This is a genomic window from Rhizobium sp. No.120, from assembly GCF_054558365.1.
On record NZ_BAAJNQ010000004.1, the window covers coordinates 314,301 to 338,519 of the forward strand.

At 57.4% G+C, this 24,219-nt stretch carries 22 protein-coding genes and 3 pseudogenes; 14 read left to right on the top strand and 11 right to left on the bottom strand.

All coding sequences use genetic code 11. The features are described from left to right. Positions 1–88 precede the first annotated feature (88 nt). A complete protein-coding gene (locus tag ACYJRZ_RS15365; protein WP_459460148.1) occupies positions 89–514 on the top strand; it encodes a VOC family protein in 426 nt (141 codons plus the stop codon). Between the two features lie 80 nt (positions 515–594). Here ACYJRZ_RS15365 and ACYJRZ_RS15370 read toward each other — a convergent pair whose 3' ends face one another. From ACYJRZ_RS15370 to ACYJRZ_RS15390, 5 genes are all read right to left on the bottom strand, one after another. Beyond that, positions 595–1,425 (bottom strand): alpha/beta hydrolase, encoded by an 831-nt coding sequence (locus ACYJRZ_RS15370; protein WP_459460150.1) that lies wholly within the window; start codon positions 1,423–1,425, stop codon positions 595–597. Positions 1,426–1,462: 37 nt separating this feature from the next. Next, entirely contained in the window at positions 1,463–2,710 is a 1,248-nt protein-coding gene (gene kynU / locus ACYJRZ_RS15375; protein ID WP_459460152.1) for a kynureninase, read from the bottom strand. A gap of 19 nt (positions 2,711–2,729) precedes the next feature. Continuing rightward, positions 2,730–3,653, bottom strand: coding sequence for an ABC transporter permease (locus ACYJRZ_RS15380; RefSeq protein WP_459460604.1), 924 nt, complete (start codon positions 3,651–3,653; stop codon positions 2,730–2,732). 7 nt (positions 3,654–3,660) lie between these two features. Continuing rightward, a complete protein-coding gene (locus tag ACYJRZ_RS15385; protein ID WP_459460154.1) occupies positions 3,661–4,440 on the bottom strand; it encodes an ABC transporter ATP-binding protein in 780 nt (259 codons plus the stop codon). Between the two features lie 189 nt (positions 4,441–4,629). Then, the gene (locus tag ACYJRZ_RS15390) at positions 4,630–5,616 is read right to left on the bottom strand and encodes an ABC transporter substrate-binding protein (protein ID WP_459460156.1); all 987 of its coding nucleotides are present in this window, start codon (positions 5,614–5,616) and stop codon (positions 4,630–4,632) included. 182 nt (positions 5,617–5,798) lie between these two features. Here ACYJRZ_RS15390 and ACYJRZ_RS15395 point away from each other — a divergent pair, with 182 nt between their 5' ends. Together ACYJRZ_RS15395 and ACYJRZ_RS15400 are read left to right on the top strand one after the other, a co-directional pair. Beyond that, on the top strand, positions 5,799–6,527 hold the full coding sequence (locus ACYJRZ_RS15395) for a GntR family transcriptional regulator (RefSeq protein WP_459460158.1): 729 nt from the start codon (positions 5,799–5,801) through the stop codon (positions 6,525–6,527). Between the two features lie 219 nt (positions 6,528–6,746). Further along, positions 6,747–6,899: pseudogene (locus tag ACYJRZ_RS15400) on the top strand (hypothetical protein); the annotation flags it as partial. A gap of 89 nt (positions 6,900–6,988) precedes the next feature. On the opposite strand, the pseudogene ACYJRZ_RS15405 reads toward ACYJRZ_RS15400, so the two are convergent. Both ACYJRZ_RS15405 and ACYJRZ_RS15410 read right to left on the bottom strand, forming a co-directional pair. Beyond that, positions 6,989–7,101 (bottom strand): annotated as a pseudogene (locus tag ACYJRZ_RS15405) (IS6 family transposase); the annotation flags it as partial. 75 nt (positions 7,102–7,176) lie between these two features. Further along, a complete protein-coding gene (locus ACYJRZ_RS15410) occupies positions 7,177–7,920 on the bottom strand; it encodes a FadR/GntR family transcriptional regulator (RefSeq protein ID WP_459460160.1) in 744 nt (247 codons plus the stop codon). Between the two features lie 639 nt (positions 7,921–8,559). Here ACYJRZ_RS15410 and ACYJRZ_RS15415 point away from each other — a divergent pair. The 3 genes from ACYJRZ_RS15415 (at position 8,560) to ACYJRZ_RS15425 (ending at position 12,015) form a co-directional block, all read left to right on the top strand. Next, entirely contained in the window at positions 8,560–10,404 is a 1,845-nt protein-coding gene (locus tag ACYJRZ_RS15415; RefSeq protein WP_459460162.1) for an autotransporter outer membrane beta-barrel domain-containing protein, read from the top strand. A 119-nt stretch (positions 10,405–10,523) separates the two neighbouring features. After that, on the top strand, positions 10,524–11,294 hold the full coding sequence (locus tag ACYJRZ_RS15420; protein ID WP_459460164.1) for an SDR family NAD(P)-dependent oxidoreductase: 771 nt from the start codon (positions 10,524–10,526) through the stop codon (positions 11,292–11,294). A 349-nt stretch (positions 11,295–11,643) separates the two neighbouring features. Further along, positions 11,644–12,015, top strand: a complete 372-nt coding sequence (locus tag ACYJRZ_RS15425; protein WP_459460166.1) for a hypothetical protein — start codon at positions 11,644–11,646, stop codon at positions 12,013–12,015. Positions 12,016–12,388: 373 nt separating this feature from the next. On the opposite strand, the gene ACYJRZ_RS15430 is transcribed toward ACYJRZ_RS15425, so the two are convergent. The 3 genes from ACYJRZ_RS15430 to ACYJRZ_RS15440 all read right to left on the bottom strand — a co-directional run bounded on the left by ACYJRZ_RS15430 (position 12,389) and on the right by ACYJRZ_RS15440 (position 14,761). Continuing rightward, positions 12,389–13,165 (bottom strand): molybdopterin-dependent oxidoreductase, encoded by a 777-nt coding sequence (locus ACYJRZ_RS15430; protein ID WP_459460168.1) that lies wholly within the window; start codon positions 13,163–13,165, stop codon positions 12,389–12,391. Continuing rightward, complete coding sequence (locus tag ACYJRZ_RS15435; protein WP_459460170.1) at positions 13,162–14,022, bottom strand: cytochrome b/b6 domain-containing protein; 861 nt, start codon at positions 14,020–14,022, stop codon at positions 13,162–13,164. The genes ACYJRZ_RS15430 and ACYJRZ_RS15435 overlap by 4 nt, the downstream gene beginning before the upstream one ends. Before the next feature lie 127 nt (positions 14,023–14,149). Then, positions 14,150–14,761, bottom strand: a complete 612-nt coding sequence (locus ACYJRZ_RS15440) for a hypothetical protein (RefSeq protein WP_459460172.1) — start codon at positions 14,759–14,761, stop codon at positions 14,150–14,152. A 256-nt stretch (positions 14,762–15,017) separates the two neighbouring features. Between ACYJRZ_RS15440 and ACYJRZ_RS15445 the strand changes: the two genes are divergently transcribed. The 6 genes from ACYJRZ_RS15445 (at position 15,018) to ACYJRZ_RS15470 (ending at position 20,388) form a co-directional block, all read left to right on the top strand. Further along, complete coding sequence (locus ACYJRZ_RS15445; RefSeq protein WP_459460173.1) at positions 15,018–15,575, top strand: sigma-70 family RNA polymerase sigma factor; 558 nt, start codon at positions 15,018–15,020, stop codon at positions 15,573–15,575. Next, on the top strand, positions 15,562–16,203 hold the full coding sequence (locus ACYJRZ_RS15450) for an NrsF family protein (protein ID WP_459460175.1): 642 nt from the start codon (positions 15,562–15,564) through the stop codon (positions 16,201–16,203). Before ACYJRZ_RS15445 ends, ACYJRZ_RS15450 begins: the two co-directional genes overlap by 14 nt. A gap of 490 nt (positions 16,204–16,693) precedes the next feature. Continuing rightward, the gene (locus tag ACYJRZ_RS15455) at positions 16,694–17,179 is read left to right on the top strand and encodes a hypothetical protein (protein ID WP_459460177.1); all 486 of its coding nucleotides are present in this window, start codon (positions 16,694–16,696) and stop codon (positions 17,177–17,179) included. Positions 17,180–17,515: 336 nt separating this feature from the next. Then, a complete protein-coding gene (locus tag ACYJRZ_RS15460) occupies positions 17,516–18,937 on the top strand; it encodes an alkaline phosphatase family protein (RefSeq protein WP_459460179.1) in 1,422 nt (473 codons plus the stop codon). A gap of 366 nt (positions 18,938–19,303) precedes the next feature. Further along, a complete protein-coding gene (locus ACYJRZ_RS15465) occupies positions 19,304–19,768 on the top strand; it encodes a hypothetical protein (protein WP_459460181.1) in 465 nt (154 codons plus the stop codon). Between the two features lie 71 nt (positions 19,769–19,839). Then, complete coding sequence (locus tag ACYJRZ_RS15470) at positions 19,840–20,388, top strand: hypothetical protein (RefSeq protein ID WP_459460183.1); 549 nt, start codon at positions 19,840–19,842, stop codon at positions 20,386–20,388. Positions 20,389–20,742: 354 nt separating this feature from the next. Here the strand turns inward: ACYJRZ_RS15470 and ACYJRZ_RS15475 are convergent. Next, positions 20,743–21,490 (bottom strand): annotated as a pseudogene (locus tag ACYJRZ_RS15475) (IS6 family transposase). Positions 21,491–21,738: 248 nt separating this feature from the next. Between ACYJRZ_RS15475 and ACYJRZ_RS15480 the strand changes: the two are divergent. Together ACYJRZ_RS15480 and ACYJRZ_RS15485 are read left to right on the top strand one after the other, a co-directional pair. Then, a protein-coding gene (locus ACYJRZ_RS15480) for an IS630 family transposase (protein ID WP_459460185.1) occupies positions 21,739–22,682 on the top strand; the annotation gives its coding sequence in 2 pieces (ribosomal slippage) (positions 21,739–22,063 and positions 22,063–22,682; 945 coding nt in all). Between the two features lie 93 nt (positions 22,683–22,775). Then, complete coding sequence (locus tag ACYJRZ_RS15485; protein WP_459460186.1) at positions 22,776–24,215, top strand: ATPase domain-containing protein; 1,440 nt, start codon at positions 22,776–22,778, stop codon at positions 24,213–24,215. The last annotated feature ends 4 nt before the right edge of the window (positions 24,216–24,219 follow it).

Genomic DNA, 24,219 nt, shown 5'->3' on the forward strand with positions numbered 1-24,219 from the left:
CCTTGTTGTCGGGAAGGGTAGTTGACCAACGTCCTTGGGTCAGCCCCGACAAGGGCATGAGACCAAGAACCGCTCCAAGGAGACCAACATGACCGATGCAACAGAACAATCCCAACAGCCGCGCGTGCCGGTTCGCGGCGGCGTCGTAGCCTATCTGACGGTAGATGGCGCTGTGAAGGCAGCCGAATTCTACAAGCGCGCCTTCGGTGCCGAACAGGCCTTCATGTATCCGGTCGACGAGAAAGGCCGGACCATGCATATTCATCTCTATATAAACGGCAGCTCGGTCATGCTCGGTGATGCCTTCCCGGAATACGGCCATGCGCTGGAAACGCCGCAGTCCTTCACCATGCAGCTCGTCGTCGATGATCTCGATTTCTGGTGGCAGCGTGCCGTCGATGCCGGAGCCGAAGTAGTCGTCGCGCCCCAGGTGATGTTCTGGGGCGATCGCTGGGGCCAGCTGCGCGATCCCTTCGGCGTCGCCTGGGCGATGAATGCGCCTGTCAACAACTGACACTATCTCTATAGCTGATAGTAGCATGCCCTCGGTGCAGATAGCGCCGAGGGCACCTCTTTTCTCCCGCCGCGAAGATGTTATTCGGCTAGCAAGGCCCGCGTCAGCGTATGCTCGGCCTCGATGAGGCCATCCAGAATCGAATAGTGATGCTTATCGGGCTCCACCACGACTTCGGTCGCCGCGCCAAGTCCCGTCCAAATATTCGCGAGTAGCGCGTTTTGGCGAATGAATTCGGCGCGTTCGCTGCCGCCGACCCAACAGGTAAGGCGAATGCCGTCGATCGGCTCTAGAAGCGCCGGACTTTCGGCCCTTGCCTCTGCATCATCGATGCGAAGCTGCTCGTTCATGCCGCGCTTCATGATCGGCCGCAGGTCGTGGACGCCGGAAATGGCGAGAACATGCCGGATGCGTTTGCAGATCGCCTCGCCCAGCGGCGACGTCGTCGTCATCATGCGGGCAACGAGCTGACCGCCGGCCGAATGGCCCGTCAGAACGATGGGGCCGCCGACGAGTTCGGCCGCTTTCGTGATCGCGGCTGCAATCTCCTTGCCGATCTCGGCGATGCGAGTTTCCGGGCAAAGAGTATAGGAGGGAATCGCGACGGCATATCCGGCTGCAACGGAGCCGCCGGCAAGGTGCGACCAATAACTCTTGTCCAGTTGCAGCCAGTAGCCACCATGGACGAAGACCACCAATCCCTTCGGCTGGCCTTCAGGGAAAAAGAGATCGAAGCGATTGCGCTCCGCAGGACCATAGGCGAAATCGAGTTTTGCGCGTCCCGCCGCCGTCAGCCTGTCGCGAAAGGTTTTCGCTGGCTCGACCCAGGCGGCTGGCCATTGGTCACCGTCGACGATATAGGCACCATTGGTATAGGCTGCGTCCCAATCGGTAACCCTGAAATAGCTCATGTTCAGCTTCCTCTCTCCAGCTGCCGGTACCTGAAGGTCAGGTCACGGCGGCGCGCACGGTGAAGCGCGCGTCTTTCCATGATCCGCTGCTCAGGATTTCCTCAAGCACCATCACGGCGCGCCAGACGTCGTGATAACCGACATAGAGCGGCGTGAAGCCGAAGCGCAATGTCGACGGGGCGCGGAAGTCGCCGATGACGCCGCGTTCGATCAGCGCCTGCATGACTTGGTAGGCGTTGCTATGGATGAAGGACACCTGGCTGCCACGCTTTTCGCTGTCACGCGTCGTCTCAAGTTCTACACCATATTGGCCGCATTTGGCTTCGACCAGACGGATGAAGAGATCGGTCAACGCTATGCTCTTTCGGCGAAGCGCGTTCATGTCCACATCTTCCCAGATGGACAGCGCCCCTTTCAGAGCCCGCAGGGCGAGGATGGGCTGCGTGCCGCAGAGAAAACGCTTGATGCCGGCATCGCCGTCGAAGCTTCGTTCGAAGGCAAAGGGGCGCGCATGGCTCCACCAGCCGCTGAGCGGCTGGACGATCGAGGCGTGATGACGCTTAGCAACATAGATGAAGGCCGGCGCGCCCGGGCCGCCATTCAGATATTTATAGGTGCAGCCGACGGCGAAATCGGCACCGGCACCATCGAGATCGACAGGCAGGGCGCCGGCGCTGTGGCACAGATCCCAGATGACGAGTGCGCCTGCCGCCTGAATGCGCTTCGTCAGCGCCGCCATGTCGCGCAACTCGCCGGTCTTGTAGTTGACATGATTGACGAGCACGACCGCGACCTTGTCGTCGATCAATTCCTCGATGGTAGCGGCATCGCGGCCTTCGAGGCGTAGCGTGACACCAGGACGCGTCGAAACGACGCCTTCGGCCATGTAGAGATCGGTCGGGAAACTGTCGCCCTCCGCCACGATCACGCTGCGATCCGGTCGCATTGCGAGCGCTGCATGAAGTGTCTTGTAGATGTTGATCGAGGTGGAGTCGGTCACGACAGTCTGGCCTTCGGCGGCGCCGATCAGCCGGCCGACGCGGTCCCCGAGCTCAAGCGGCAGGTGAAACCACCCGGCACTGTTCCAACTGCGGATCAGGCCGTTGCCCCATTCTTCCATGGCGGCCTGGCGCACTTCGGCAAAGACCTCGTGCGAGGCAGCACCGAGCGAGTTGCCGTCGAGATAGATGACGCCGGCGGGCAGGGCGAAGCGGCTGCGGAAGACGCGCAGCGGGTCTGCCTCGTCCATGGCCTCGACGGCCGCGAGATCGGGAAGGCTATCCATGATGTCGTTGCCTCGTAATCTATTCGCGAATGGTTTCTCGGGTGACCGCTCCGCCGCGACTGCGGCGGATGCTTGGGAGCGCCAGCATGATAAGCACGAACAGGCCGGTGGCGAGCTTCAGGTTCGGCGGCGGCATGCCGGCGGCAAGGCACAGCGACACCAGCTGATAGTAGATGATGGAGCCGACGAAGGGCGCCAGCAGCTGACGTAACACGGTCTGCTTGCCGGTGAAGGCCTCGCCGATCATCAGCGCCGCAAGGCCGTTGATCAGGATGCCGATACCCATGTTGACGTCTGCAAAGCCCTGCGACTGAACCATCAGCGCGCCGCTTGCGGCTGAAAAGGCGCTGGCGATGCCGACGCCGCCGATAGTGGCGGCCCAGACATTGATGCCCTGCGCTTCGGCCATATCGGGATTGGAGCCGACGGCGCGCATGGCCGTACCCTTTTCCGTCTTGAAATAGAGGTTGAGGGCAATCAAAACGATCAGCGCGAGGATGCCGGCGATGACGATCTTGCTGGTCGGAAAGCCGGGTGCTGCGAACGGCACCCAATCGAATACGGTCGGCGAGCCGAAAACCGAGAGGTTCGACTTGCCCATGATGCCGAGATTGACGCTGTAGAGCATCGTCGACATCAGGATGCCGGCAAGCAGCGTATGGATTCGGAAGCGCAGATGAATGAAGGCCGTGCAGCAGCCGGCAGCAAGGCCGACGACGAAGGCGACGGCGATCGCCAGCGGCGGTGCGATACCGGCGGCAAGCAGGATGCCGCAGACGCAGCCGCCGAGCGGAAACGCGCCTTCACTGGTCAGATCCGGAAAGCTCAGCATCCGGAAGGGGATCATGATGCCGAGAACGACGAAGCTCAGGATGAAGCTCTGAGCCAGCGTGACCGGGATGAGCGAGACGAAGCTCGAAACGGTAGTCTGAATGAAATCCATCATGATCTCAGCTCACCAGCAGCATGCGGTCGGTCTTGACGGCGAAGTGGCCGATGAGTTCGGGCACGGTGATGCGCCGCTTGCCATCCCCGGTAATTTCGAGATGGACGCGGCCGGCATCGAGCATGATGATGCTGTCGCCGAAATCGACGGCGTGCTGCATGTTGTGCGTCACCATCAATGTCGTCAGCTTGAGCGCCTCGACCGTGCGCACCGTTGCCTGCATGACGATATCGGCGGTGCGCGGATCAAGCGCTGCCGTATGTTCATCGAGCAGCAGCACGTCGGGTGAACCGCCGACTGCCATGATGAGGGACAGCGATTGACGCTGGCCGCCAGAAAGCAGCTCCACCTTGGTGTCCAGCCGGTTTTCGAGGCCGAGGCCGAGCACGGCAAGGCGCTCCTTGTAGGCGGCGAGGCGGGCGGCATTCAGGCCGGGGCGAAATCCTCTGCGCTTACCGCGCAGCTCCGCAAGAAGCATGTTCTCGCCGACCGTCATGCTGGCGGCCGTTCCCTTCATAGGGTCCTGGAACACGCGGGCCAGACGCGCGGCGCGCTTGTGAACCGGCATGTTCGTGACGTCATCGCCGTTGATGAGGATCTGACCGGAATCGAGGCTGAGGGCGCCGGAGATCGCATTCAGCATGCTGCTCTTTCCAGCGCCGTTGGAACCGATAACGACGCCGAATTCGCCTGTCTTCAGGGAGAGCGTCAGGCCGTTGAGCGCTACTTTCTCGTCGGGCTGGCCTTTATAGAAAACCTTGCGCGCGGATTTGATCTCGAGCATCCGTGCCTCTCTGCGGTGTAGGGTTATAAAATGGCGGCGTCTTAACGCCGCCATGGATCGGATTGATCCTACAGCGCCGCGCGTCACATATGACGCGCAAAGATCGCTGTAGCGCTTTAAATCTGCTGCATAATTTTATCCCTAAATCCACGTCGATTTAGGGAGTTATGCAGTAGAAGATGCCGCCAATTACTTCGTGAAGCAATTGCAATCGGCAAGCGAAGCCGGAACTTCGGCGCCGAATGCCTTCAACACGGTCTTGTTGATCAGCGGCGCATGGTCCTTGTAAGCCGGAACGGAAGGCTTGATCGTCTTCGGATCGGCACCCTTCAAGATCTGCGCGGCGATCTTGCCGGCGTTTTCGCCAACCTGTTCATAGTTGACGGCAAAGCTTGCCGGAACGACGCCGTTGCGGACGGCCGCGTCATCGGAATTGACGATCGGGATCTGTGCCTGGCGGGCGGCGGCGGCAACGGCGGGGATTGCCGGCTGCAGCAGGTTGGAAGCGGGCGTGTAGATCACGTCTGCCTTGCCGGCGAGCGAGGCAATGCGCTGCTGGATGTCGTTGACGTTGTCGACACCGACAGGAACCACTTCGAATCCGGCTGCCGGAGCGGCCGCCTTGACCTTGTCGAGCAACGCCACGTCATTGGCCTCGCCCGGATTGTAGGGAATTCCGATACGCTTGGCATTCGGAAGCAGCTTCTTGGTGAAGGTCAGGATGGCGGAGATGTCCTGCAGGTCGCTCGAGCCGGTGATCCCGACGTCGCCTGCATCCCAGGACGGGACGAGCTTTGCGGCGACCGGATCGGTGACGGCGGTGAAGACGATCGGAATGCCGGAGCCTGCGAGTGCCTTCTTGGCGATCTGCGACACCGGCGTGGTGACCGTGTACATCAGTTTCGGGTGTTCGGACTGAAGCTTAGCGATCATCTGCGGAACAAGCGAGGCGTCGAAACTCGTGTTGCTCTCGGAATAGACGACATCCTTGCCTTCTACGAAACCGTTGTCGGCGAGCGCCTTCTTGAAGCCGGCGATCGATGCGTTGAGCTGCGGATGTTCACCGAAGTTGGCGATTGCGATCTTGATCGGTTCGGCCGATGCCGTTGCGATACCGGCAACGAAGGCGCCGGCGACGACGAGGCCGGAAAGCCATTTAGATGTAGATCTCAGCATATTTTCCTCCCGAATGTAACAAGGAGCCGTGTTCCGCCGGCTCTCTTGCGCGGGATCATAGCGACTGCCGCAAGACTGTCAATTTGCGATATATGATATTCACCACAGGCAGGTTTTATATATAATTTTGAGAGAAAAGGATTTTATATATAATTCGATGCGGAGGGATTGGGATGAGGATCATGCAAGACACCGATGCCCTGAGCAAAACGGAGGCGGCTTACTGGCTGTTGCGGCGCGACATCCTCAATACTCGGTTGAGGCCAGGTGCATCGCTAAGATTGAGCATGCTTCGAGATACCTACGGCGTCGGCTGGACGCCGCTGCGCGAGGCGCTGTCGCGGCTGGAAGCTGAAAAGCTGGTTACTGCGGTCAGCAATCGCGGCTTTGCGGTGGCTCCCGTATCGCGCGCCGAATTGGAGGATCTGACGCGCGCGCGCATGATCGTGGAACTGCCGCTTTTCATGGAATCGATCGAGAAGGGCGGGCTGGATTGGGAATCGGCGGTTGTGACGGCGCATTACCGCCTGTCACGCTGCAAGATCGTGCTCGGCTCCACCTCCGACGAAATGGCGGATGAATGGGACGAGAAGCACAATGCCTTTCATGCAGCACTTGTCGGTGCTGCGACATCGAACTGGCTTCAGCGCTTCCGGTCCACCATCGCGGATCAGCTTCGCCGCCACCATCGCTTTCTAGGTCTGGCGCCAACGCAGCGCGCGGCAGCCGGCCTCTCCATCGGTTACGAAGAAGCTGCCGCTGCCCTGCAGGACGCCATGGCGATCCAGCATCATACGGCTTTGATGGAAGCCGCCCTCGACCGCGATATCGAACGTGCACGGGCTCTGATGACCGAGCATATCGGTTATACGCTGCAGGTTTATATCCGCTCCGAGGATAAAGACGGTTAACTTCACTATGTCCAATTCCAATAAATAGTGCTACTATATCAATATGTTAGATTGACACGTTCGCCGATTGCGCGCTACCAATATCCTGCGGCTTTCTGCCACTGTGGTGTCCTGTTCAAAGTCTTGGAGGGCGCTAAATGGGCAAGCGCAGCACCGTGCTTTTGACGAAGCGTGTCGTTGACGCGGCTCGACCCGATCATGAACGCTACCACGTTTGGGATGCGAGCTTTCCGGCTTCGGTCTTCGCATCACTCCCACCGGCTCAAGACATTCATCATCAAATATCGGGCCGACGGCAGCGGGCGTTCGGCTACCCAACGAATCCTGACCATAGGACGTTTTGGTCAGATCACCGTCGAGCAGGCAAGAAAGCTCGCTAAGGCTAAACTCGGCAGCGTTGCTGCAGGAGGAGATCCGGCAGGCGATTTGCGGGCAAGGCGCCGCGGTGTGACGATCGAAGCCCTCTCATCCAGCTTTCCGGCTGAGCGTCGCCGGATGTCATGCGCAAAGTTCCGACCAAATTTCTCGGCCCAAAGGCAGCCGTCCGATGGGAAACGGTGATCCCTCGCGCCGCCTTGATTAACTTTACGGTGTCGTTAAGGTCCTGACCTCGGCAGAGCTTCCGCAAAATCTACATGGTATGCAGCCCTTATTTTTGGCGAGCGGATCGCGCAGCGAGTGCGCTTTTGACATCCTCCTCCGCATGATCGAGCAGAGCAATCAGAGCCGCGCTGGCGCCCGAAGCGTCACCGGCAGCAATATCGTCGACGACCTGTTTGTGTAGCGGAAGCGAGTGTCGCTGGCCTTGCGGGTTGTCATCGGTAAGTCGAAAGCTGATGACGAGCGCTGTTTCGATCAGGGCGGCGAGCGAGCCGATCAGTTCGTTGCCAGACATATGTAGCACAGCCTGATGGAAGGCGAGATCGGGGATAGCAAAGCGTTCGCGGTCGTCACCGGCTCTTTCCATCTCGACGAGAAGGCGCCGCAACTCAGCGATCTGCGCTTCGGTTGCTCGTTTTGCGGCCAGCGCCCCGGCGGCAGGCTCTATTGCTCGGCGCAATTCGAACAGAGATCGAGCCTCTTCCACCGTCGTCCGGTATCCATAACGCCACACAAGAACGTCGGGATCGAGAAAGTTCCAATCCTTGCGGGGGCGTACTCTCGTTCCTATTCTTGGGCGCGACTCCACCATGCCCTTTCCGATGAGAACCTTGATCGCCTCGCGCAAGACGGTACGGCTCACGCCGTAGGACGCGCTCCAATCATCCGCATTAGGCAACTGCTCACCAGGCAAGATCTCACCACGAATAATGCTCTGACCGATCTCATTGAGCACTCTTGCGTGCAGGCTGACACCCATCGACCCCTGCGCGCGGGAGCCCGCCAGCAGCATGTTCGACGACAGTTCACGATTCTTCATACTATTCATATTATTGTTACTTATCTCCCTTAATAGTCGCATTATTGAACATGTTATCGAGAGTCACGTCAACGGCCAAATAAGAGTATAGAGCGTTGCCGACATGCCAGGTTTCAGAAATACTTCCACTTATCTCGGCGGTAATTTGCCACATACTATATTTACACATGATAAGCACTTGAAGCTAAATCTCATTCTCGGTTTTATATTTAGAGATTCGATTTATTTCGAAAATAAGCTGGCGTATTTTCTAGAGAATATTCAGAGGTATTGCTTTAAGGCTAACTGCTTGTTCGCTACGCGATGGGCATCTACCGGCCCCTTATGTTCAGTGGCGATCATACCTGCCGCGGCAACGGCACTGAGCTCGTTCATTCTTAGTTTCGCGCTTTCCGTAGACTGACTTTTCACCGCCGCCACATTTCGCTTCGCCAGCTTTTAAGCCGGTCGCTTTCCTGTGGCTATCGAAGACCCTCACAGGAAAACTTCAAAATGCAATCTTCAAAGAAAACTCATGCTAGCGACTTAACCCGGCAGGATATTCGCAGGCGGATAGCCATTGCAGCTTCTGCGGATAATTCGGCTCGTCGTGCGCCTCCAATGGTGAAACCGTTGGTATTATGGTCAACCCTTGCCTGCATGATATCGGCGCCAGCCTATGCAGTCGAACCCTGGATCATGGTCGAGAAGAAGACCTTTACCGGCGATGTCGACACCTATCGTGGCCAGGGTGTAACGACGGACGGAACTAGCTGGTACTTTTCCGGCACCAATGCCCTGGAAAGAACAGATCTCAATTTCAATACCACCTTGCGTCGTTCACCTGCGATTGCGACTGCCCTGTCAAATCCATCCGCTTCTGCGCCCAAGGGCTTGAACCATATCGGCGATATCGATTACGCCAACGGCCTGCTTTATATATCGCTTGACTCCAGTCGGCGGGATCCGGTCACCGGCGGCAGGTACAACACGCCTGTCTTTGCAATTTATAACGCCAGCGACATGACCTATACCGGCAAATCCTTCGCGCTGAACCCGCCACATGGAACGCAGGATATCGCCAGCTGGGTCGCAGTCGATGCCAAAAACGGCCTTGGTTACGGCATGGCTTATGATAATGCCAAGGAAATCGCCGTCTACAATCTTTCCGATTGGTCGTTCAAGAAATATATTCCGCTCTCGCAGACCATTGACCAGGCACAGGGCGGAAAGCTGCTTGGTGGTTGGATGTATTTCTCCACCGACAATGACTCGAAATTCATATACCGCGCCAATCTTGCAACTGGCCAGGTCGAAACCTTGGGCAATCTTAAGACCGATTTCGACCAAGAAGTCGAAGGATTATCTTTTGCTCAGACCAAGGATGGTTGGTCCCTCTATGTCTCGAACAGGGAGCAGCTGACCCCGGATGCTGATGAGACTATCGGCTTTTATCGCTATCTGCGGCCTTACGGCAATGCGCTCTCCGGCGAGATCCATGCCAGTATCAAAGGGGCGTTCATAACCGATAGCCTTTATCTGCGCGATGCCGTCAACGAGCGCATCCGATCGGCATTCGATGGTGTCGGCGCATCCTCCTTGCCCGTGATGACCTATGACGAGAAGGGCGTCCAGCAGGCAAGCGGCAATACGGAAGGGATCGCAATCTGGAGCCAGGCGATCGGTGCGAGAAGCAAGGCAGACGGCGCCGGCTATGCGGCCGGAATGGATCATTCGACCGCCGGCTTTCTCTTCGGCGCGGACGCATCTGCCGGGATATGGCGGCTTGGCATCCTCGGCGGATACAGCAACACCAGCTTCGATGTCGACGCCCGTTCGTCTTCCGGCTCAAGCGACAATTATCACCTTGGCCTATATGGTGGCTCGCAATGGGGTTCACTCGGTTTCAGATCCGGCCTTATTTATACCTCGCATAGCATCAGCACGACCCGCCACGTCGTTTTCCCGGCCTTCAACGAGACGCTCTCGGCCGATTACGAGGCTCGCACTACCCAAGCCTTCGCCGAACTAGGCTACAAGTTCGACGCCGGTCAGGTGGCTCTCGAGCCCTTCGCCAATCTCGCTTACGTCCATCTCGGTAGCGAGGCATTCGCCGAGTCCGGCGGGAAGACCACCGCATTGGCAAGCGACAAGGGCTCGATCAACACGACCTTCACCACGCTTGGTCTTCGCGCTTCGACCGACATTCCGATGTCCGACGTCAAGGCAAAAGCACGCGGGATGCTTGGCTGGCAGCATGCCTATGGGGATAAGACGCCAAACTCCGACTTCGCCTTCAATACCGGAGCGAGTTTCTCTATAGATGGCGCACCGATCGCCAAGGACGCGCTGACCATGGAGGCGGGTCTCGATTTCGCCCTTTCCTCGACGGCAACCGTTGGTGCTTCCTATTCCGGTCAGATTGCCAGCAATGCCCAGGACCATTCTTTCAAGCTCAACGTCAATATGAAATTCTAGCCGGTGCGGGCATCGCGCAGGCTTTACCCTGCAAAAATCAAGGCGTCGCCGCAAACCGGGTGCGTGCGGCGCCGTCCCCACACAGCCCCTTCGTGAAAGCCCAGATGATGAGCAAGGAAATGAGTAATAAGTTTGGTGCCTATTCAAGTCTGAACGACAGAAGCGTTTTTATTACTGGCGGAGCCAGCGGTATTGGCGAAAGCCTTGTCAGACAGTTTTGCGCGCAGGGCAGCCGGGTGGCGTTCGTCGATATTGCCGAAGAAAGCGCGCGCGCCCTTGTCCAGTCACTTGTGTCGGAAGGAGCCTCCTCACCGCTCTTCATCCCGTGCGATCTGCGCGATATAGAGGCTTTGCAGGCGGCAATGGCGGAGGCTGCGACGCGCAACGGGCCGATCCAGGTCCTCTGCAACAATGCCGGCAATGATGACCGGCATCAAACGGATGATGTCACAGTCGCCTATTGGGATGATCGGATGGCCGTCAATCTGCGACACCAATTCTTTGCCGCGCAGTCAGCCAGACCCTTCATGAAAGCCCTTGGCGGCGGCTCGATCATCAATCTCGGCTCGATCACCTGGATGGTGGGAGATCCCGATTGTCCGGCCTATGTCACGGCGAAGGCCGGCATTTATGGCCTCACGCGCGCGCTTGCTCGTGAGTTTGGGCCGGAGCGTATACGCGTCAATTGCCTTGTGCCGGGTTGGGTCATGACGGAGCGGCAGATAAGCCTTTGGCTGACGGAGGCCGGTGAACGCCAGATTGCCGACCGCCAATGCCTGCCCGACCGCGTGCAGCCTGACGACATCGCCCGTATGGCGCTCTTCCTTGCCTCCGACGACAGCGCCATGTGTACGAGCCAGCAATTCATCGTCGATGGCGGCTGGGTATGAGGGAATGTCAAAACCTTCAGCCGGAGCTTTGGCGGGAAGTCCCGCTCCTCTCGTCATTTGCTGGCAACGGAGCCGATCGCGTCTTGAGCAAAAAACGGAACGTTTATGGCATTATTCCAGCAAAGATACAGACTTCCGAAAGCCAAACCTTTCGGATGATTTCGACCCGGAAATGGGAAGTCGGAGCGAGCGGCTGAGAGCGATGCTCGCTATGTCTTACAGCCGTCGGATGCGGGGTGCCCATTCGAGCAATCCGTTCACGAATCTCGATTGCTGTAAACGGTGCTAGGAATTGCAATACCGATTCTATCACGACATCGATCCGCTCTATCGTCATGAGGAGATTGTCGTGCTTCTCCCTGATGCAGAAAGACGGCGTCGCCGAATCGATTTTGTCGCCGCAGACATGGCGATCATTGGTGTGGTTGTTCCCTCCCTTTACCCCAGCGAAGATTACTTGATCGATTTTGCGAATGCTCTCGGCTGGCTTTATTTTGCCGAAGCCCTCCACTTCGAGACGGTGTTCTTTCTGCGACAGGCATGCCTGCTTGGTTCGTCCATCAGTACCTGCGCTCGCCATTCGCTCGCAGCATCGAGCGACTACGCATCACAGTGGCAGATTTTTGTAAGAGCATTCGACGGGGTCGATCTTGACGGGGAAGCCGAGAGACGTGCCATGGCAGGTGCCGGACAGGCCTATGCCCATCTCCATTCCCTGTAAATAGGAATACCTCAGTGACACTGCGCTCTTATCCCTGATACCGCTGACCAGATATTTCGGAACGAAAGCGCCTGGCCGTGTCTGGATCAATGCTCCCTTAAATGGGTGTCGATTGGGTTGCACGGGTTTTTGGCGCCAGTTCTTACATGGGCAAAACGAAATGAATCCGAGGGCAATAATGCCGTTGCCCCCCTCTGATGTACGAGAACAGGGAGCCGCAACATTCGAGTTGCATTCGCGGCGCCCTGCGAATGGGATCTTTGGTTCGTTTCCGTTCAAGAGCGAGGCCAAATATGGCGTGCTTGAGGTAGGCCCATGTCACTGATATCGCCTACAGTCGCTGCGCCCAATTATCGACGTCTGGTACGACATCTCAGATACCGGCATACCACTCGTAGCCACGATCCTCCCAGAATCCGCCGTTACCGCCCCAGAGATCATCAAACCGGTCACGGATTTCGATGCGCATGACATATTTGGCGTGTTTATAACCAAGGTGACGCTCAACGCGCAGCCGCAAGGGAGCGCCGTGTTCGACTTCCAGATCTTTGCCGTTAAGCGAATAGGCGAGGATCGACTGCGGATGAAAGGCGTCGATCAGGTCGATACTCTCGTAGTAGCGGCCGCTGCCGTCGAGTGTTTGTTCCAGTTCATCTGCGCAATAGAAGACGGCGTAGCGAGCGCCTGGCTTCAGCCCCGCAGTCTGCAGGATCAACCCGAGAGGAACACCCTGCCATTTACCGATGGCGCTCCAGCCCTCGACACAGTCGTGGCGGGTGATCTGGGTGCGAGAAGGCAGCTTTTTCAGATCGGCCAACGAAAATTCCATCGGCCTGTTGACCATGCCGTCGATCTTGAGCCGCCACTCGGCAAATTGAGTTTCGACCATCTGGATATATTCAGCGCTGTTTGGCTGAATTGATCCATTCGGATGAAAGCTCGGCGAGATGTCTGTATCGGTATATTCTCGGGCAAGCGTTTGCGGAGAGACGATGAGCCGCTGTGTGCCCATGGTCAGCCGCTCCGCCAATGCAAGCACCTGTTGTACATGCTGGTTCTGAGAAATGTCATCGCATCCGGTCAGGCCGACGGCGCCCAGACTGGCGGCCGAGCCGATGAGAAAGCGGCGGCGGGTGAAGATGGAGCTCATCGATCGGTCTCCTCGTTGATGATCGCGTAGCGGCCGGTCACCATCGAACGCATGTTGTTCCAAAGGCCGGAGAGAATGACCATCGCGATATGCACGACGACGAAGGCCACCAGGCTCCAGGCGGTGATGAAATGAATGGAGCGGGCCGATTGGCGACCCCCGAAAATATCGAGTAGGAAGGGGTACCCGGCGTCTATCGCGGGTGACATGGTCAATCCCGAACCGATCATCAGCGGCAGTAGGATGAAGATGACGATGAGATAGGTCAGCTTCTGCAACGCATTGTAGCGCCGCGCCTTTTCGCCTTGCGGGAAGCGCAGCCGGGCGTGGTCCTTGACTTCATGCCATATATTTCTGGGCACGATATCTTGAGCCGTCGGCGCGAGATCGCGGCGGAAATGACCGCCGATCAGGCCGTAGGCCATGTAAACGAGCCCATTGATGACAAACAGCCAGGCGAAGAAGAAATGCCAGCGTCGGCCAGCTGCAAGATCCTGGTAGCTCGGTATCGTTGCCCAGGCCGGAAATGCGCGCGGCATCATTTCACCGTCGGCCGTGGAGGCACCGAGAATGCCGGTCGTGGTGATCGACAGACGGCCGACGCGCACTATTCCGGTGATGTTGTCGCCATCGTGATTGCTGGCGATTTCGAACCAAGACGGATCTTCAACCGCTCCGTAGCTTCCCCAATGTAATTGTGGATCGGCATTGAAGATCTGCATGCCACTCATCAGCAGCAAGGTCAGACACAACACATTGATCCAGTGCGTTATCCGCGTGAGAGCCGAATGACGGCGAATGAAGATCTTGGCTGGGGGCGGTGGCGGCGCTGTGCCGATCTGCTCGATGCTTGTCATGGATAATTCTCCTGACGTGCCGCCGGAGGCGGTGTCCGAAATCATATGTTGCAACGCTATCGCCGCTCATTGAGCTGCCCGGATGCGATCGGCAACCGGGCAGCTCCGTGATGGCGGCATCGATGCGTCACATTGGCGGGATGACGCCATTTATGCCGACCACGACACGGTCGGATTCAACCGTATTGTCTCCATCGGTCGTGCCGTTGATGATGACTCCTGCGCCGGGCTTGATGTCGTCCTTCGTCGCCTTGCCGAAGGTGACGACCGGCGTGCCTGGAGGGATCGAGATCTTCTTCTCGCCGCCCTTGTAGGTGAGCGACAGGGTCGGACCATTGACCGAGGTGACGGCGCTGGCAACCGTCGCATTGGTCATCGAACTCTTCGGCTTTAGATCCCAGCCGTAATCGCCCTCACCGGTGCCTTTCATCGCGGCGGGAAAGATCAAGACTTCGAGCGCCCCGTTGATGCCGCTGTCGGTCGGAACGGACGCGATGCCGACGAAATCCCCAGGCTTGATGTCCTTCACGGAGGCGTTGACGATGCCGTTGACGGCCCAGCCGGATTTCAGATTGACCGTCACGTCCTTGCCTTCGCGCGATTTGACCATCAGCGTATCGCCGCTGAGGCTTTCCACGACGCCGCGAACGCGCGCCTTATCGGCAGCCTGTGCGGATAGTGTGGTCGCGGCAGCAAGCGCCAGCACCATACCCATGATCTTCAACTTTGTGAGCGACATTCTGCTCTCCATATCTTGCATCTTTTCGATATGATGCCCATCCGGCTATCTGGAGCGGGTAGGGCGATCGTTCTGGAAATGAGGCAAGGCGGCTATGGCATCTTACCAGCGGCCACTGTCCCTCAATTCCGCTTCCTCATTCGGCGCTTGTGCGAATGCGTTACAGCGATCACGCCGTTGTGATCACAAGAAGGGCGACAAAAAATCCGGTTCGGGATGTAACAAATAGCGCCGATCAACGAATGACTGCACGCGAATGACGAAATCGGTATCGGAACAGGTCCTGAAAGGCTTGATGCTTCTCTCGCTTGACGGCGATGAGGCTGCGTACAGGCGCTTGCTCGTCATTTTGCGAGATCTGCTTTTGGCATTTTATCGAAGGAGGCTTGGATCGAATGCAGACCGTGACGCCGAGGATCTGGTTCAGGAGGTGCTTTTGGCGGTGCATAGCCGGCGCATTACCTATGATCGGGAACGTCCGTTCACCGCGTGGTTTTTCCAAATCGCGAAATACAAGCTGATCGACCATTTCAGGGTAAATGGCAGCAAAAGAGGCGTGGAAATTGCTTTGGGGGATGAGATCGCGGCTGAATTTCGAGAGGAGGCGCTGTTTGCTCACCTCGACATCGACCGTCTTCTCGACCAATTGCCTGTCAAACAGAAGGAGCTTCTGAGGCAGGTAAAGATTGCCGGAAAGACCACTGCTGAAGCCGCAAGCGAGAGCGGGCAGTCTGAAGCAATGGTTCGCGTCAGCATTCACCGCGGGATGCGCGCGATTGGACGCAAGCTGGGTTTTGCCAATGACGAAAAATGATGAATTCATCGAGGCTCTGGTAAGCGATCTCACTCCAGTTCGCCGTCATGCGCTGCGAGTGAGGCTTGCGCTTACGATCATTGTCGGCGTGATCGGTGCGGCCATCGCGCTGCTTATATCGCTCAACTTTCGCCCGCATCTGCACCATGTGACGGTAGCGGCGTTTTGGGTGAAGTTTTTATACACTGCAGTTTTGATGAGCGCGACGATCGTCGCCCTTGACCGGGTCGCGCGCCCAGAGGGTTCGATTGGGAACATGGTTCGGGTTCCGGTCGTGGCATTCAGCATCGTCGCGCTTCTGGCCATCGCTCAACTCGGGCTGTCGCCGGCTTCATCCTATCCGGGTTTGATCATTGGATATTCAGCGTTCTTTTGCCCTTTCCTGATCGTGGCTTTCGGCATTCCCGCTTTCTGCGCCAACATGTGGTTTCTGAGGCGTGCGGCCCCCACGCGCCCGGCACTCGCCGGTTTCGTTGCAGGCGCTTGCGCCGGGGGTGTCGGCGGCTGGGTATATTCCTGGGCCTGTGTGGAAAACGGTATCCCATTCATCGCGATATGGTACACCCTGGGCATCCTGCTGAGCGGGCTGGTCGGAAGCCTGGTCGGTAAAGTTAGCCTGCGCTGGTAGCTTCGTTTTGACCTGCAGGCATGCTGCCGATCTGAAGCTTTCCCTTTTTTTGACGATAACGGTCGTCGTAAGGTGGTCGGCGGGAGACGATCGGGCAAATCCTGCTCCACCCGCAACACTGGCTGAATCGCCCTATTCTTGCTGGCGATGAGATACCATGGCGCCATCGTTCGCCAAACTGGAACCCATACTATTCCCCCGCACATCAGGTTCAAGTCTGCGCCATTTTTCTGCCGACACGCCGGCGATTCAGCAGGTTTTGGGAGAAATACGGTGCGACGGCTAACGCTGACGGTATCGCGATCAAGGCAGGAACTTTTTTCTAGGCGCTGTAACGATCTGGTTTGTCGCACGAATGAAGGTGCTGTCGATGATCAGGAAGCTCAATCTTACTGCAATAGAACGGACGTCGGGCATCGGCTTGAACGAGTACCCAACATTGAAACGCTAGGCGCCGGCGGATTGTACCGGCAGATCGAAAGGACCTCAGATGTTCGGAATAACGCCACTCGGCTGGCTCCACACGTTGGGGAGTCTTCCCGCCATCCCCACTGCAGCATATATGCTCATCCGGTATGGCCGGATCACTCCACGCAGCGTGGCTGGTCGAATCTATTTCGTCTGCATGCTGATTGGCGGGCTCACTATTTTTCTCGTCGCTAAAGCCCCTGCTAGTCCTGCAATCGGCATTGCCACTCTCGTGGTCGTGTGTGCAGGTTACAGCATAAACAAGATGCCCTTCTTAGGGCGCCTTCAAACGTACCTGGAGACTTTTTTGTTGTCCCTTAGCGTGTTCATTTTGATGGTTCCATCCGTATCAGAGACTTTGCGACGCGTGCCCGATGGTCATCCTATTGTTGCCGATCCGGATTCTCCGATCCTTAAAGTGGCACTTGGGATACTGGGGACGATGTTGGTGGCGGGTCTTGCGGCGCAGTTTCTTTCTCTCGCTAGATTGCACAAAAGAGCAGTTTGAACTTGGAGCACTTGCCGAGGCCCAGATCACGTCCCCTCCAGAACCAAATGCGCGACCCCAACCGCAACCGTTTTAACGAGTTGCATAGGCATCGTAATGTTAACGAAGCTTAGGCTGCCACGTACACTGCCTGATGTCGATGCCTTCAAGGCCTCGATGGTAGCGGGCATAAGGCCAGCTCGCTTCATCGGCGCGCCGTCTTGGTTTAATGTTATGGTTAAATTGGGGGCTATAGTTGGACCGGCAGGAAATCGGCGCATGCTGAGATTTTGAGAGAGCCCGACATCGTCGTTCAAAGGACACAGAATGAGCGCACTCAATCAGATTGAGCATATCGTGGTTCTCATGCTGGAAAACCGATCTTTCGACAGCATGCTCGGAAAGCTCTATCCAAAGTCGCCAGATTTTGACGGTTTGTCGGGTTCCGAATCCAATCTCGACGCAGCGGGTGCTGCGTATGCTGTTCACAATGTAGCGGGCTCGAGCGACGCGACGATGTCCATCCCCAATCCCGATCCGGCGGAGAGTTGGTCCGACATCAATATGCAGCTGTTCGGCACGAGCTTGCCGCGGTCAGGAGCGAAGCCGGATATGAGCGGCTTTGTGAAGAATTATCAGGCTCAGGCAGCCCATTCGCCGGGAGTTTATGACCCGGCAAGCGTGATGCATTATTTTACGCCCGAGCAGGTTCCCGTGATCAGCAAACTGGCGCGGCAGTTTGCAGTCTGTGATCGCTGGTTTGCTTCCGCTCCCTGCCAGACCTGGCCGAACCGCTTTTTCGTGCATACCGGCACGGCCAACGGTTATGAGAACAATTCACCTGTTCACTTCCCATACCAAATGCCGACGATCTATAATCGCATCGACGATGCGCGATTGCCTGGTGGTTGGAAAATCTACTTCCATGACGTGCCGCAAGCGGTCACGCTTGAGAAGCTTTCGCTTTCGTTAGGTCGGTTTCGACTTTTCGACGAATTCCTGACTGATGCGAAAACTGTAGACCTGCCTGCCTACTCGTTTATCGAGCCACGCTATTTCGCTGACGTTTCCTTACCGAACGACCAGCATCCGCCCCATGTGGCAACTCTTGGCGAACAGCTGATGGCCGATGTTTATAACGCGCTTCGCAACGGCCCTGCGTGGACCCGAACGCTTCTGATCATTACCTATGACGAGCATGGCGGATGCTATGACCACGTTCCGCCGCCGCCGGCACAGCCGCCGGAGCCGAAACGACGCGGAGCCGCATTCGATTTTAGTCGATATGGTGTGCGTGTGCCCGCTGTCATCGTCTCGCCCTACGTTGTCGAGGGCATTGTGCTGCGACCGCAGAACGATACGCCTTTTGATCACACATCCATCATTGCGACGTTGCGCAAACGGTTTCCAACTCTGGGACCACCTTTGACGAAGCGCGATGCGGTTGCGCCAGACCTGTCGAGTGCTCTGGGCCTCGCGTGTCCAGACAATCTCGGACCTGACTGGCTCGATGCCACACCCTACAGCGCGTCGCCCACCGACGTCGCTCGAGCGCGGATAGCACCGCCAAACGGTATGCAGTCCGCGCTGCTTGAGTTTGCAGCAAATATGCAAAATGGCGTAACAGGGGCAGCGCTTGAAGCGAGCAGCTTCATCGGCCAGCAAATGCAAGACTTGTCGCGTGGACTCAATGGCGTTCCCGAGGGTGTCGCCAAAGACATGGCATCCTCGATCACATACATCAAGTCTCGTCTCGGCGCGCTGTTCCGAACTGTTTAAGCCCGACGAGAGGCGAAGGGAGTGCGGACATGCCCGTCAGACATAGATGGTCAGGGATACGGTTTTTCACAATCGGCAAAATGGCTTCCCAAAAAGATCAGGGTGTCACCCTGCTCGCGAACAATCGCGTGAGAAGAATCGCTGGTTCGAACCTCTTCAAGAACGATGCGTTTGCCATTCTTGTGGGATAAGTTGGTTTGTGCCAGCCTTTTGTTCCCGTGCACAGATTTGGATGGTAGCGGGCGCAGCATGTTGGCACCTTGTTTTTGGGCAGCAAACGAGCGGCTGGAAATTCTCGATGAGTGACCGAGGCGATGACCGACTGCCGGACCAAGCTACGACCAAGGGTTGAGGATTTTGCCGCCGATGAAATTGAGCGCGTCGTTTCAGATTTATTCGCATGGCCCGCCCGCGCGCGGTGTCGATATCGAACGCCTTCGGGAGGCCTATGCGGAGATACCGGCCGGCTATCTCGATATGGTCACACAGATGACCGATGTTGTGCTTCTCTGGAAGCGAAGGGGAGAACTGCGCGTGTGGGGGCCAGATCATGTTATCGCAATGGATCAGGCATACGGTGTCTCGGCCAGGATTCCAGGTGCGATGCCCTATGCGGACAATGGCGGCGGTCAGCTGTTGGTGCACGGCGCTGGAGCGGAGGGGCTTGCGACCTATCTGGTTGATGCCGGATCGCTGTTCCTCGACGACGATGCATCGTTCGTCGCCCCCGATCTCGATACCCTGTTGGAAACCGAGCTAGGGGCCGACATTGTTTTCCAGTCGGATGAAGTGCCTAACGATGAGGCGGGAGGGCCGGTCGCACTAGCATGAAAATGATCCCCGCCATCATAGTTGGAATCATTATAGTTGGAATATCGTTCCCGTCGGCGGCCGAGAAAAACGTGTCCCCCGATATCGTCAGGCAGCTCCCGGCTGGATATCACGCCATCGCCAGTGCGCACCTGGCGGCGGGAAAGCCGCTGCGAAGCTTCGAGATTATCGTGCTTGGCCGCGACGACGAGGACAGCCTGCCCGCGGCCTCGAGGGGCGCTCCAGCGCGTCCCCTTATCGTGTTCGAGAAAAGGGATGGGCAATTCGTTGCCGCGGGTCGCAATGACGATGTCGTCATGAAGGCTGATGAGGGAGGGCAGTGCGATCCCTTCCTCGATGGCGGTGCGACGATTGCGGTTAAGGGTCGATACTTTACCATCGAGAACGGTGTTGCATGCGGCCAGCATTGGACCGATTACATCACCTTCAGGCTGGACGACCGTATCGGTGGCTTCGTCTTCGACAATGAACGGCGTGAGGCATGGGAGCTCAACCCCAGCAACGATCCCAGCGCGTCAATTTTGGCGCACGCCGGACCGCCAAGAACGATCCGCGGCCAATCAGGGACAGCCACGCCGCTCGACGCTTGGAGGCCGACGGTGTCACGTCTGACGCGATGAACCAGATTGACATTGCCGAGCAAAGCAGACCTTCAGATAAACCGCGCATTGGCGTTGAATGGCCGGGCTTTCTTCTATTTGGCGTCTTGAGGTCAGGCGCTTTTGGGATTTCAGTTTCTCGGTAGTTTTACGCCTCTCGCAGGCCCTTGCTTCTCTTCGGGATCGGCACACGGCCCTCCCAGCATGGGATCGGTAGAACGAGATGGTAGCCGGCAGAATTTGGAACCCAATTCGCTCAACAGGCAGGTTATCTATGCCGCCGGTTACTAGACCTTGGCTGACTTCGCTGAGCATTTCCCCCAGGTAATGTCACGTTGTCGAACGATCGTTGAACCGTCCGGGAGAAGGCAGAGTTCAGGTCATGGCGGCAGTGACGGCTTTCCGATGCGCCATCGCGCGGATGCGATGGATGTGAGTGGCGAGAGCGGTGTGCTTCTGGTGCGGCGGGACGAAAAGATTTCGGATCGCTGAGAAGACCGAGATAAATCGTTGCAACCGCCAGCGGATCGAAAACCCTGCATCGCCCGCTCCCGTTCTCGTAGTGGCAAATGTGAATTTTCCGCGCAATTGTTCAGGCCTTTATGCGACCGATGTTCAACGGTCGGCATCACATCCCGCTCTGCCGCTCCATTAGAGCGCAGCTTGTCGGTGATGATCCGCTTGGGTGGTCGGCCTTGTTTCTTCAGCAGTCTGACCAGCAATCGCTTGGCGGCCTTCGTGTCGCGACGAGACCGGACGATTTCATCGAGAACATACGCGTCGTGATCAACGGCGCGCCAGAGCCAGTATTTCCGACCACCAATGGAAATCACCGCCTCGTCCAGATGCCAGATGTCCTGGCGAGACAGCTGCTTGCGACGTCATTGTTTTGTGTAGGCCGGTCCGAATTTCCGACGCCATCGCCGGATCGTTTCACACGAAACGACAATCCCGCGCTCGAGGAGCATTTCCCAGACGAAGGCTCAACGGAAATCTGTAGGAGAGCCAAACGGCCTGGGCGATGATCGACGGCGGGAAACGATGATTCTCATAGCGGAGGGTCGCCGTGGTCATCCGACCAAATTCCCTTGCAACCGTTAAGCCCAGGACAATGGGACGTCACCCGTTCAAACAATGGGTCCTGACCTTAGGGCGATCCACGAATTGGGGAGCGTGACAAGCCAGGCCCGCGTCCTGAGTCGGAGCGCGTAGGGCGCACCCAATATTTCCCGACAACGCCACCATCACATATTGGATCGGAAATCCATCTGCCCTAGAGCGCGTCCATTGAACGCGGAATCGAGCTGAGGATTCCCCTGGCTGTGGAATTCTGATTCCATTGCCCCGACTGTTGATTTGGTCGGAGGCAATATGATCCGAGCTTTCCTTGATGATCTGCGTAGCCGCGTTCTGGCTGCGTCACGCGATGGCATGTCGGCGCGATCAGCGGCGGCCAGATTTGGAATTGGCATTTCAACGGCCATCGCCTGGATCGCCAGCGCACGGGCGGGTCAGTTGACGCCTGCGAAGCAGGGCCGACGCAGTGGCTCACGCCTCGATGCTCACGAGGACTTCATCATCGGCATGATAGAAGAGGAAAAGGATATCACGCTCAATGAGATGGTTCTGCGATTGCGTGAGGACAGAGCCGTATCGATCGGCCGCAGCGCGCTTGACGTCTGGCTGCGAAAGCGCGGCTGGACTTTCAAAAAAAGACCGCACATGCACTGGAGCAGGAGCGTCCTGACCTCCTGAAACGTCGTCAGGACTGGTTCGACGGCCAACTCGATCTCGATCCGGCGCGGCTCGTCTTCATCGATGAGACCGGCCTGAGCACGAAGATGTCTCGGCTTCGCGGACGGGCCCCTTGCGGAGATCGATGCCGCTCACCGGTCCCGCACGGCCATTGGAAGACAACGACGTTTACCGGAGCGCTCAGGCTATCCGGAATGACCGCACCCATGGTCTTGGACGGTGCGATGAACGGGGTAGCATTCCAGGCCTATGTCCAGCAGGTTCTCATTCCAACCTTGGCACCGGGCGACATCGTCATCATGGACAATCTGCCTGCACACAAAGCGGAAGGCGTGCGTCACGCAATCGAAGACGCCGGATGCCGATTGCTTTACCTTCCTCCCTACAGTCCCGATTTTAACCCGATCGAGAAGGCATTCGCGAAGCTCAAAGCCGTCTTGCGCGCCAAAGCCGAGCGAACGATCGACGGCTTATGGAATACCGTCGGCCACATCCTCACGCTGTTCGAACCACAAGAATGCGCCAACTACTTCATATCGTGTGGATATGACCCCGAATAAAACGGACGCGCTCTAATCATTCCGCAACCTAGGAACCCGATATCATGATTGGGCGTTGTACGTCATCAATTGAGGCGTAAGCGAGAGGTGAACGTGGTTGAGAGCAAGAAGCTGACGATCGTCGGTTCCGGCATCCCCGGGCTGGACGAAATTCTCCGTGGCGGTCTGCCTGCATCAAATCTCTATATTGTCCAGGGTGCGCCAGGGTCGGGAAAGACGACCGCAGCCTTGCAATTCCTCCGGGCCGGCGCCGCGAACGGAGAGCGCTGTATCTATGTCAGCCTGTCTCAAACGAGGGCAGAGCTGGAGGCGATTGCCCTGTCTCATGGCTGGACGCTTGAGGGCATTCGGGTGGAAGAGCTCGCGGCTTCCGATACGGTCAGGGGAGTGACCGATCAGTCGATTTTTCAGACGGCTGAACTCCGTCTGGACGAGACGCGGAAGATGATCGAAAGCGCAATCGAGGAGCACAAACCCAGTCGGCTGGTCTATGACTCACTCCTGGAAATACGGTTGATCACCGGTGATTCACCCCGCTTTCGTCGCGAGCTGATCGCCTTCAAGGCGTTTCTTGCCAAACGCGACATCGTGGCTCTGCTGCTTGATACCCAAACTCCAGAGACCGATCGAACAGGGGAAGAGGTTGATGGCATTGCTCACGGCGTCATTCGTCTCGACAAATCGCTTGAGGAATATGGCGCGGTTCGCCGCCGCATCGAAGTGAGCAAGATGCGCGGTGTGCCTGTCGCTGACGGCTATCACGACATGGCGATCCGCGAAGGCGAGGGCGTGGTTGTATTCCCGCGGATCATACCGGGCGCAGTGGCGAGAACTGTTGAGCCGCAGTTGATCAAGTCGGGTGTGGATACTCTCGATGACATGTTCGGCGGCGGCCAGGAAGCAGGAACCACTACCCTTGTCATAGGGCAGGCAGGGACTGGTAAATCAACCATGGCCTCGCTCTATGCGACTGCGGCCCTCAAACGAGGCGAGAGCGTAGGCCTTTTCCTGTTTGAAGAACGAATAGAGACCTTCTTCCGACGTTCGGAAGGGTTGGGCATGGATTTGCGCCAATTCCACAAGGATGGTCGGCTGATCATCCGGGATTTCAATCCCAATGAGATCTCGCCAGGCGAGTTCGGCCAGATCGTCCAGCAAGCGGTGAGCAGTGAAAGGGTAAAGGTCGTCGTCATCGATAGCTTCACGGGATATCTGAATTCATTGCCGCATCGTGAGAAGGCGGTCCGCGATATCCAATCGCTCCTGAAATTTCTTGCGCGAGCGGGCGTGCTTACCATCCTTATCGTCGCGCAGCATGGTCTGCTCGGTCAAGGTGTCGGTATTGATGTCGATGTAAGTTTTCTGGGCGACACGGTGCTACTGCTGCGAATTACCGAACATGAGGGCAGGCTGCGGCGCAGCATCACCGTTGTGAAGAAACGGCACGGCCCGCACGATCTCGACGTACGGGAACTGTTCATCCAAAGCTCCGGCGTCACGGTCGTCTCATATAACCCGATTCCGGAGACCTGATCGC

Excerpts from the sequence above, each read along its gene's own strand:
- ACYJRZ_RS15365 (WP_459460148.1), top strand. The coding sequence starts at position 89 with ATGACCGATGCAACAGAACAATCCCAACAGCCGCGCGTGCCGGTTCGC.
- ACYJRZ_RS15370 (WP_459460150.1), bottom strand. The coding sequence starts at position 1,425 with ATGAGCTATTTCAGGGTTACCGATTGGGACGCAGCCTATACCAATGGT.
- kynU (WP_459460152.1), bottom strand. The coding sequence starts at position 2,710 with ATGGATAGCCTTCCCGATCTCGCGGCCGTCGAGGCCATGGACGAGGCA.
- ACYJRZ_RS15380 (WP_459460604.1), bottom strand. The coding sequence starts at position 3,653 with ATGGATTTCATTCAGACTACCGTTTCGAGCTTCGTCTCGCTCATCCCG.
- ACYJRZ_RS15385 (WP_459460154.1), bottom strand. The coding sequence starts at position 4,440 with ATGCTCGAGATCAAATCCGCGCGCAAGGTTTTCTATAAAGGCCAGCCC.
- ACYJRZ_RS15390 (WP_459460156.1), bottom strand. The coding sequence starts at position 5,616 with ATGCTGAGATCTACATCTAAATGGCTTTCCGGCCTCGTCGTCGCCGGC.
- ACYJRZ_RS15395 (WP_459460158.1), top strand. The coding sequence starts at position 5,799 with ATGCAAGACACCGATGCCCTGAGCAAAACGGAGGCGGCTTACTGGCTG.
- ACYJRZ_RS15410 (WP_459460160.1), bottom strand. The coding sequence starts at position 7,920 with ATGCTGCTGGCGGGCTCCCGCGCGCAGGGGTCGATGGGTGTCAGCCTG.
- ACYJRZ_RS15420 (WP_459460164.1), top strand. The coding sequence starts at position 10,524 with ATGAGTAATAAGTTTGGTGCCTATTCAAGTCTGAACGACAGAAGCGTT.
- ACYJRZ_RS15430 (WP_459460168.1), bottom strand. The coding sequence starts at position 13,165 with ATGAGCTCCATCTTCACCCGCCGCCGCTTTCTCATCGGCTCGGCCGCC.
- ACYJRZ_RS15435 (WP_459460170.1), bottom strand. The coding sequence starts at position 14,022 with ATGACAAGCATCGAGCAGATCGGCACAGCGCCGCCACCGCCCCCAGCC.
- ACYJRZ_RS15440 (WP_459460172.1), bottom strand. The coding sequence starts at position 14,761 with ATGTCGCTCACAAAGTTGAAGATCATGGGTATGGTGCTGGCGCTTGCT.
- ACYJRZ_RS15445 (WP_459460173.1), top strand. The coding sequence starts at position 15,018 with ATGACGAAATCGGTATCGGAACAGGTCCTGAAAGGCTTGATGCTTCTC.
- ACYJRZ_RS15450 (WP_459460175.1), top strand. The coding sequence starts at position 15,562 with ATGACGAAAAATGATGAATTCATCGAGGCTCTGGTAAGCGATCTCACT.
- ACYJRZ_RS15455 (WP_459460177.1), top strand. The coding sequence starts at position 16,694 with ATGTTCGGAATAACGCCACTCGGCTGGCTCCACACGTTGGGGAGTCTT.
- ACYJRZ_RS15465 (WP_459460181.1), top strand. The coding sequence starts at position 19,304 with ATGAAATTGAGCGCGTCGTTTCAGATTTATTCGCATGGCCCGCCCGCG.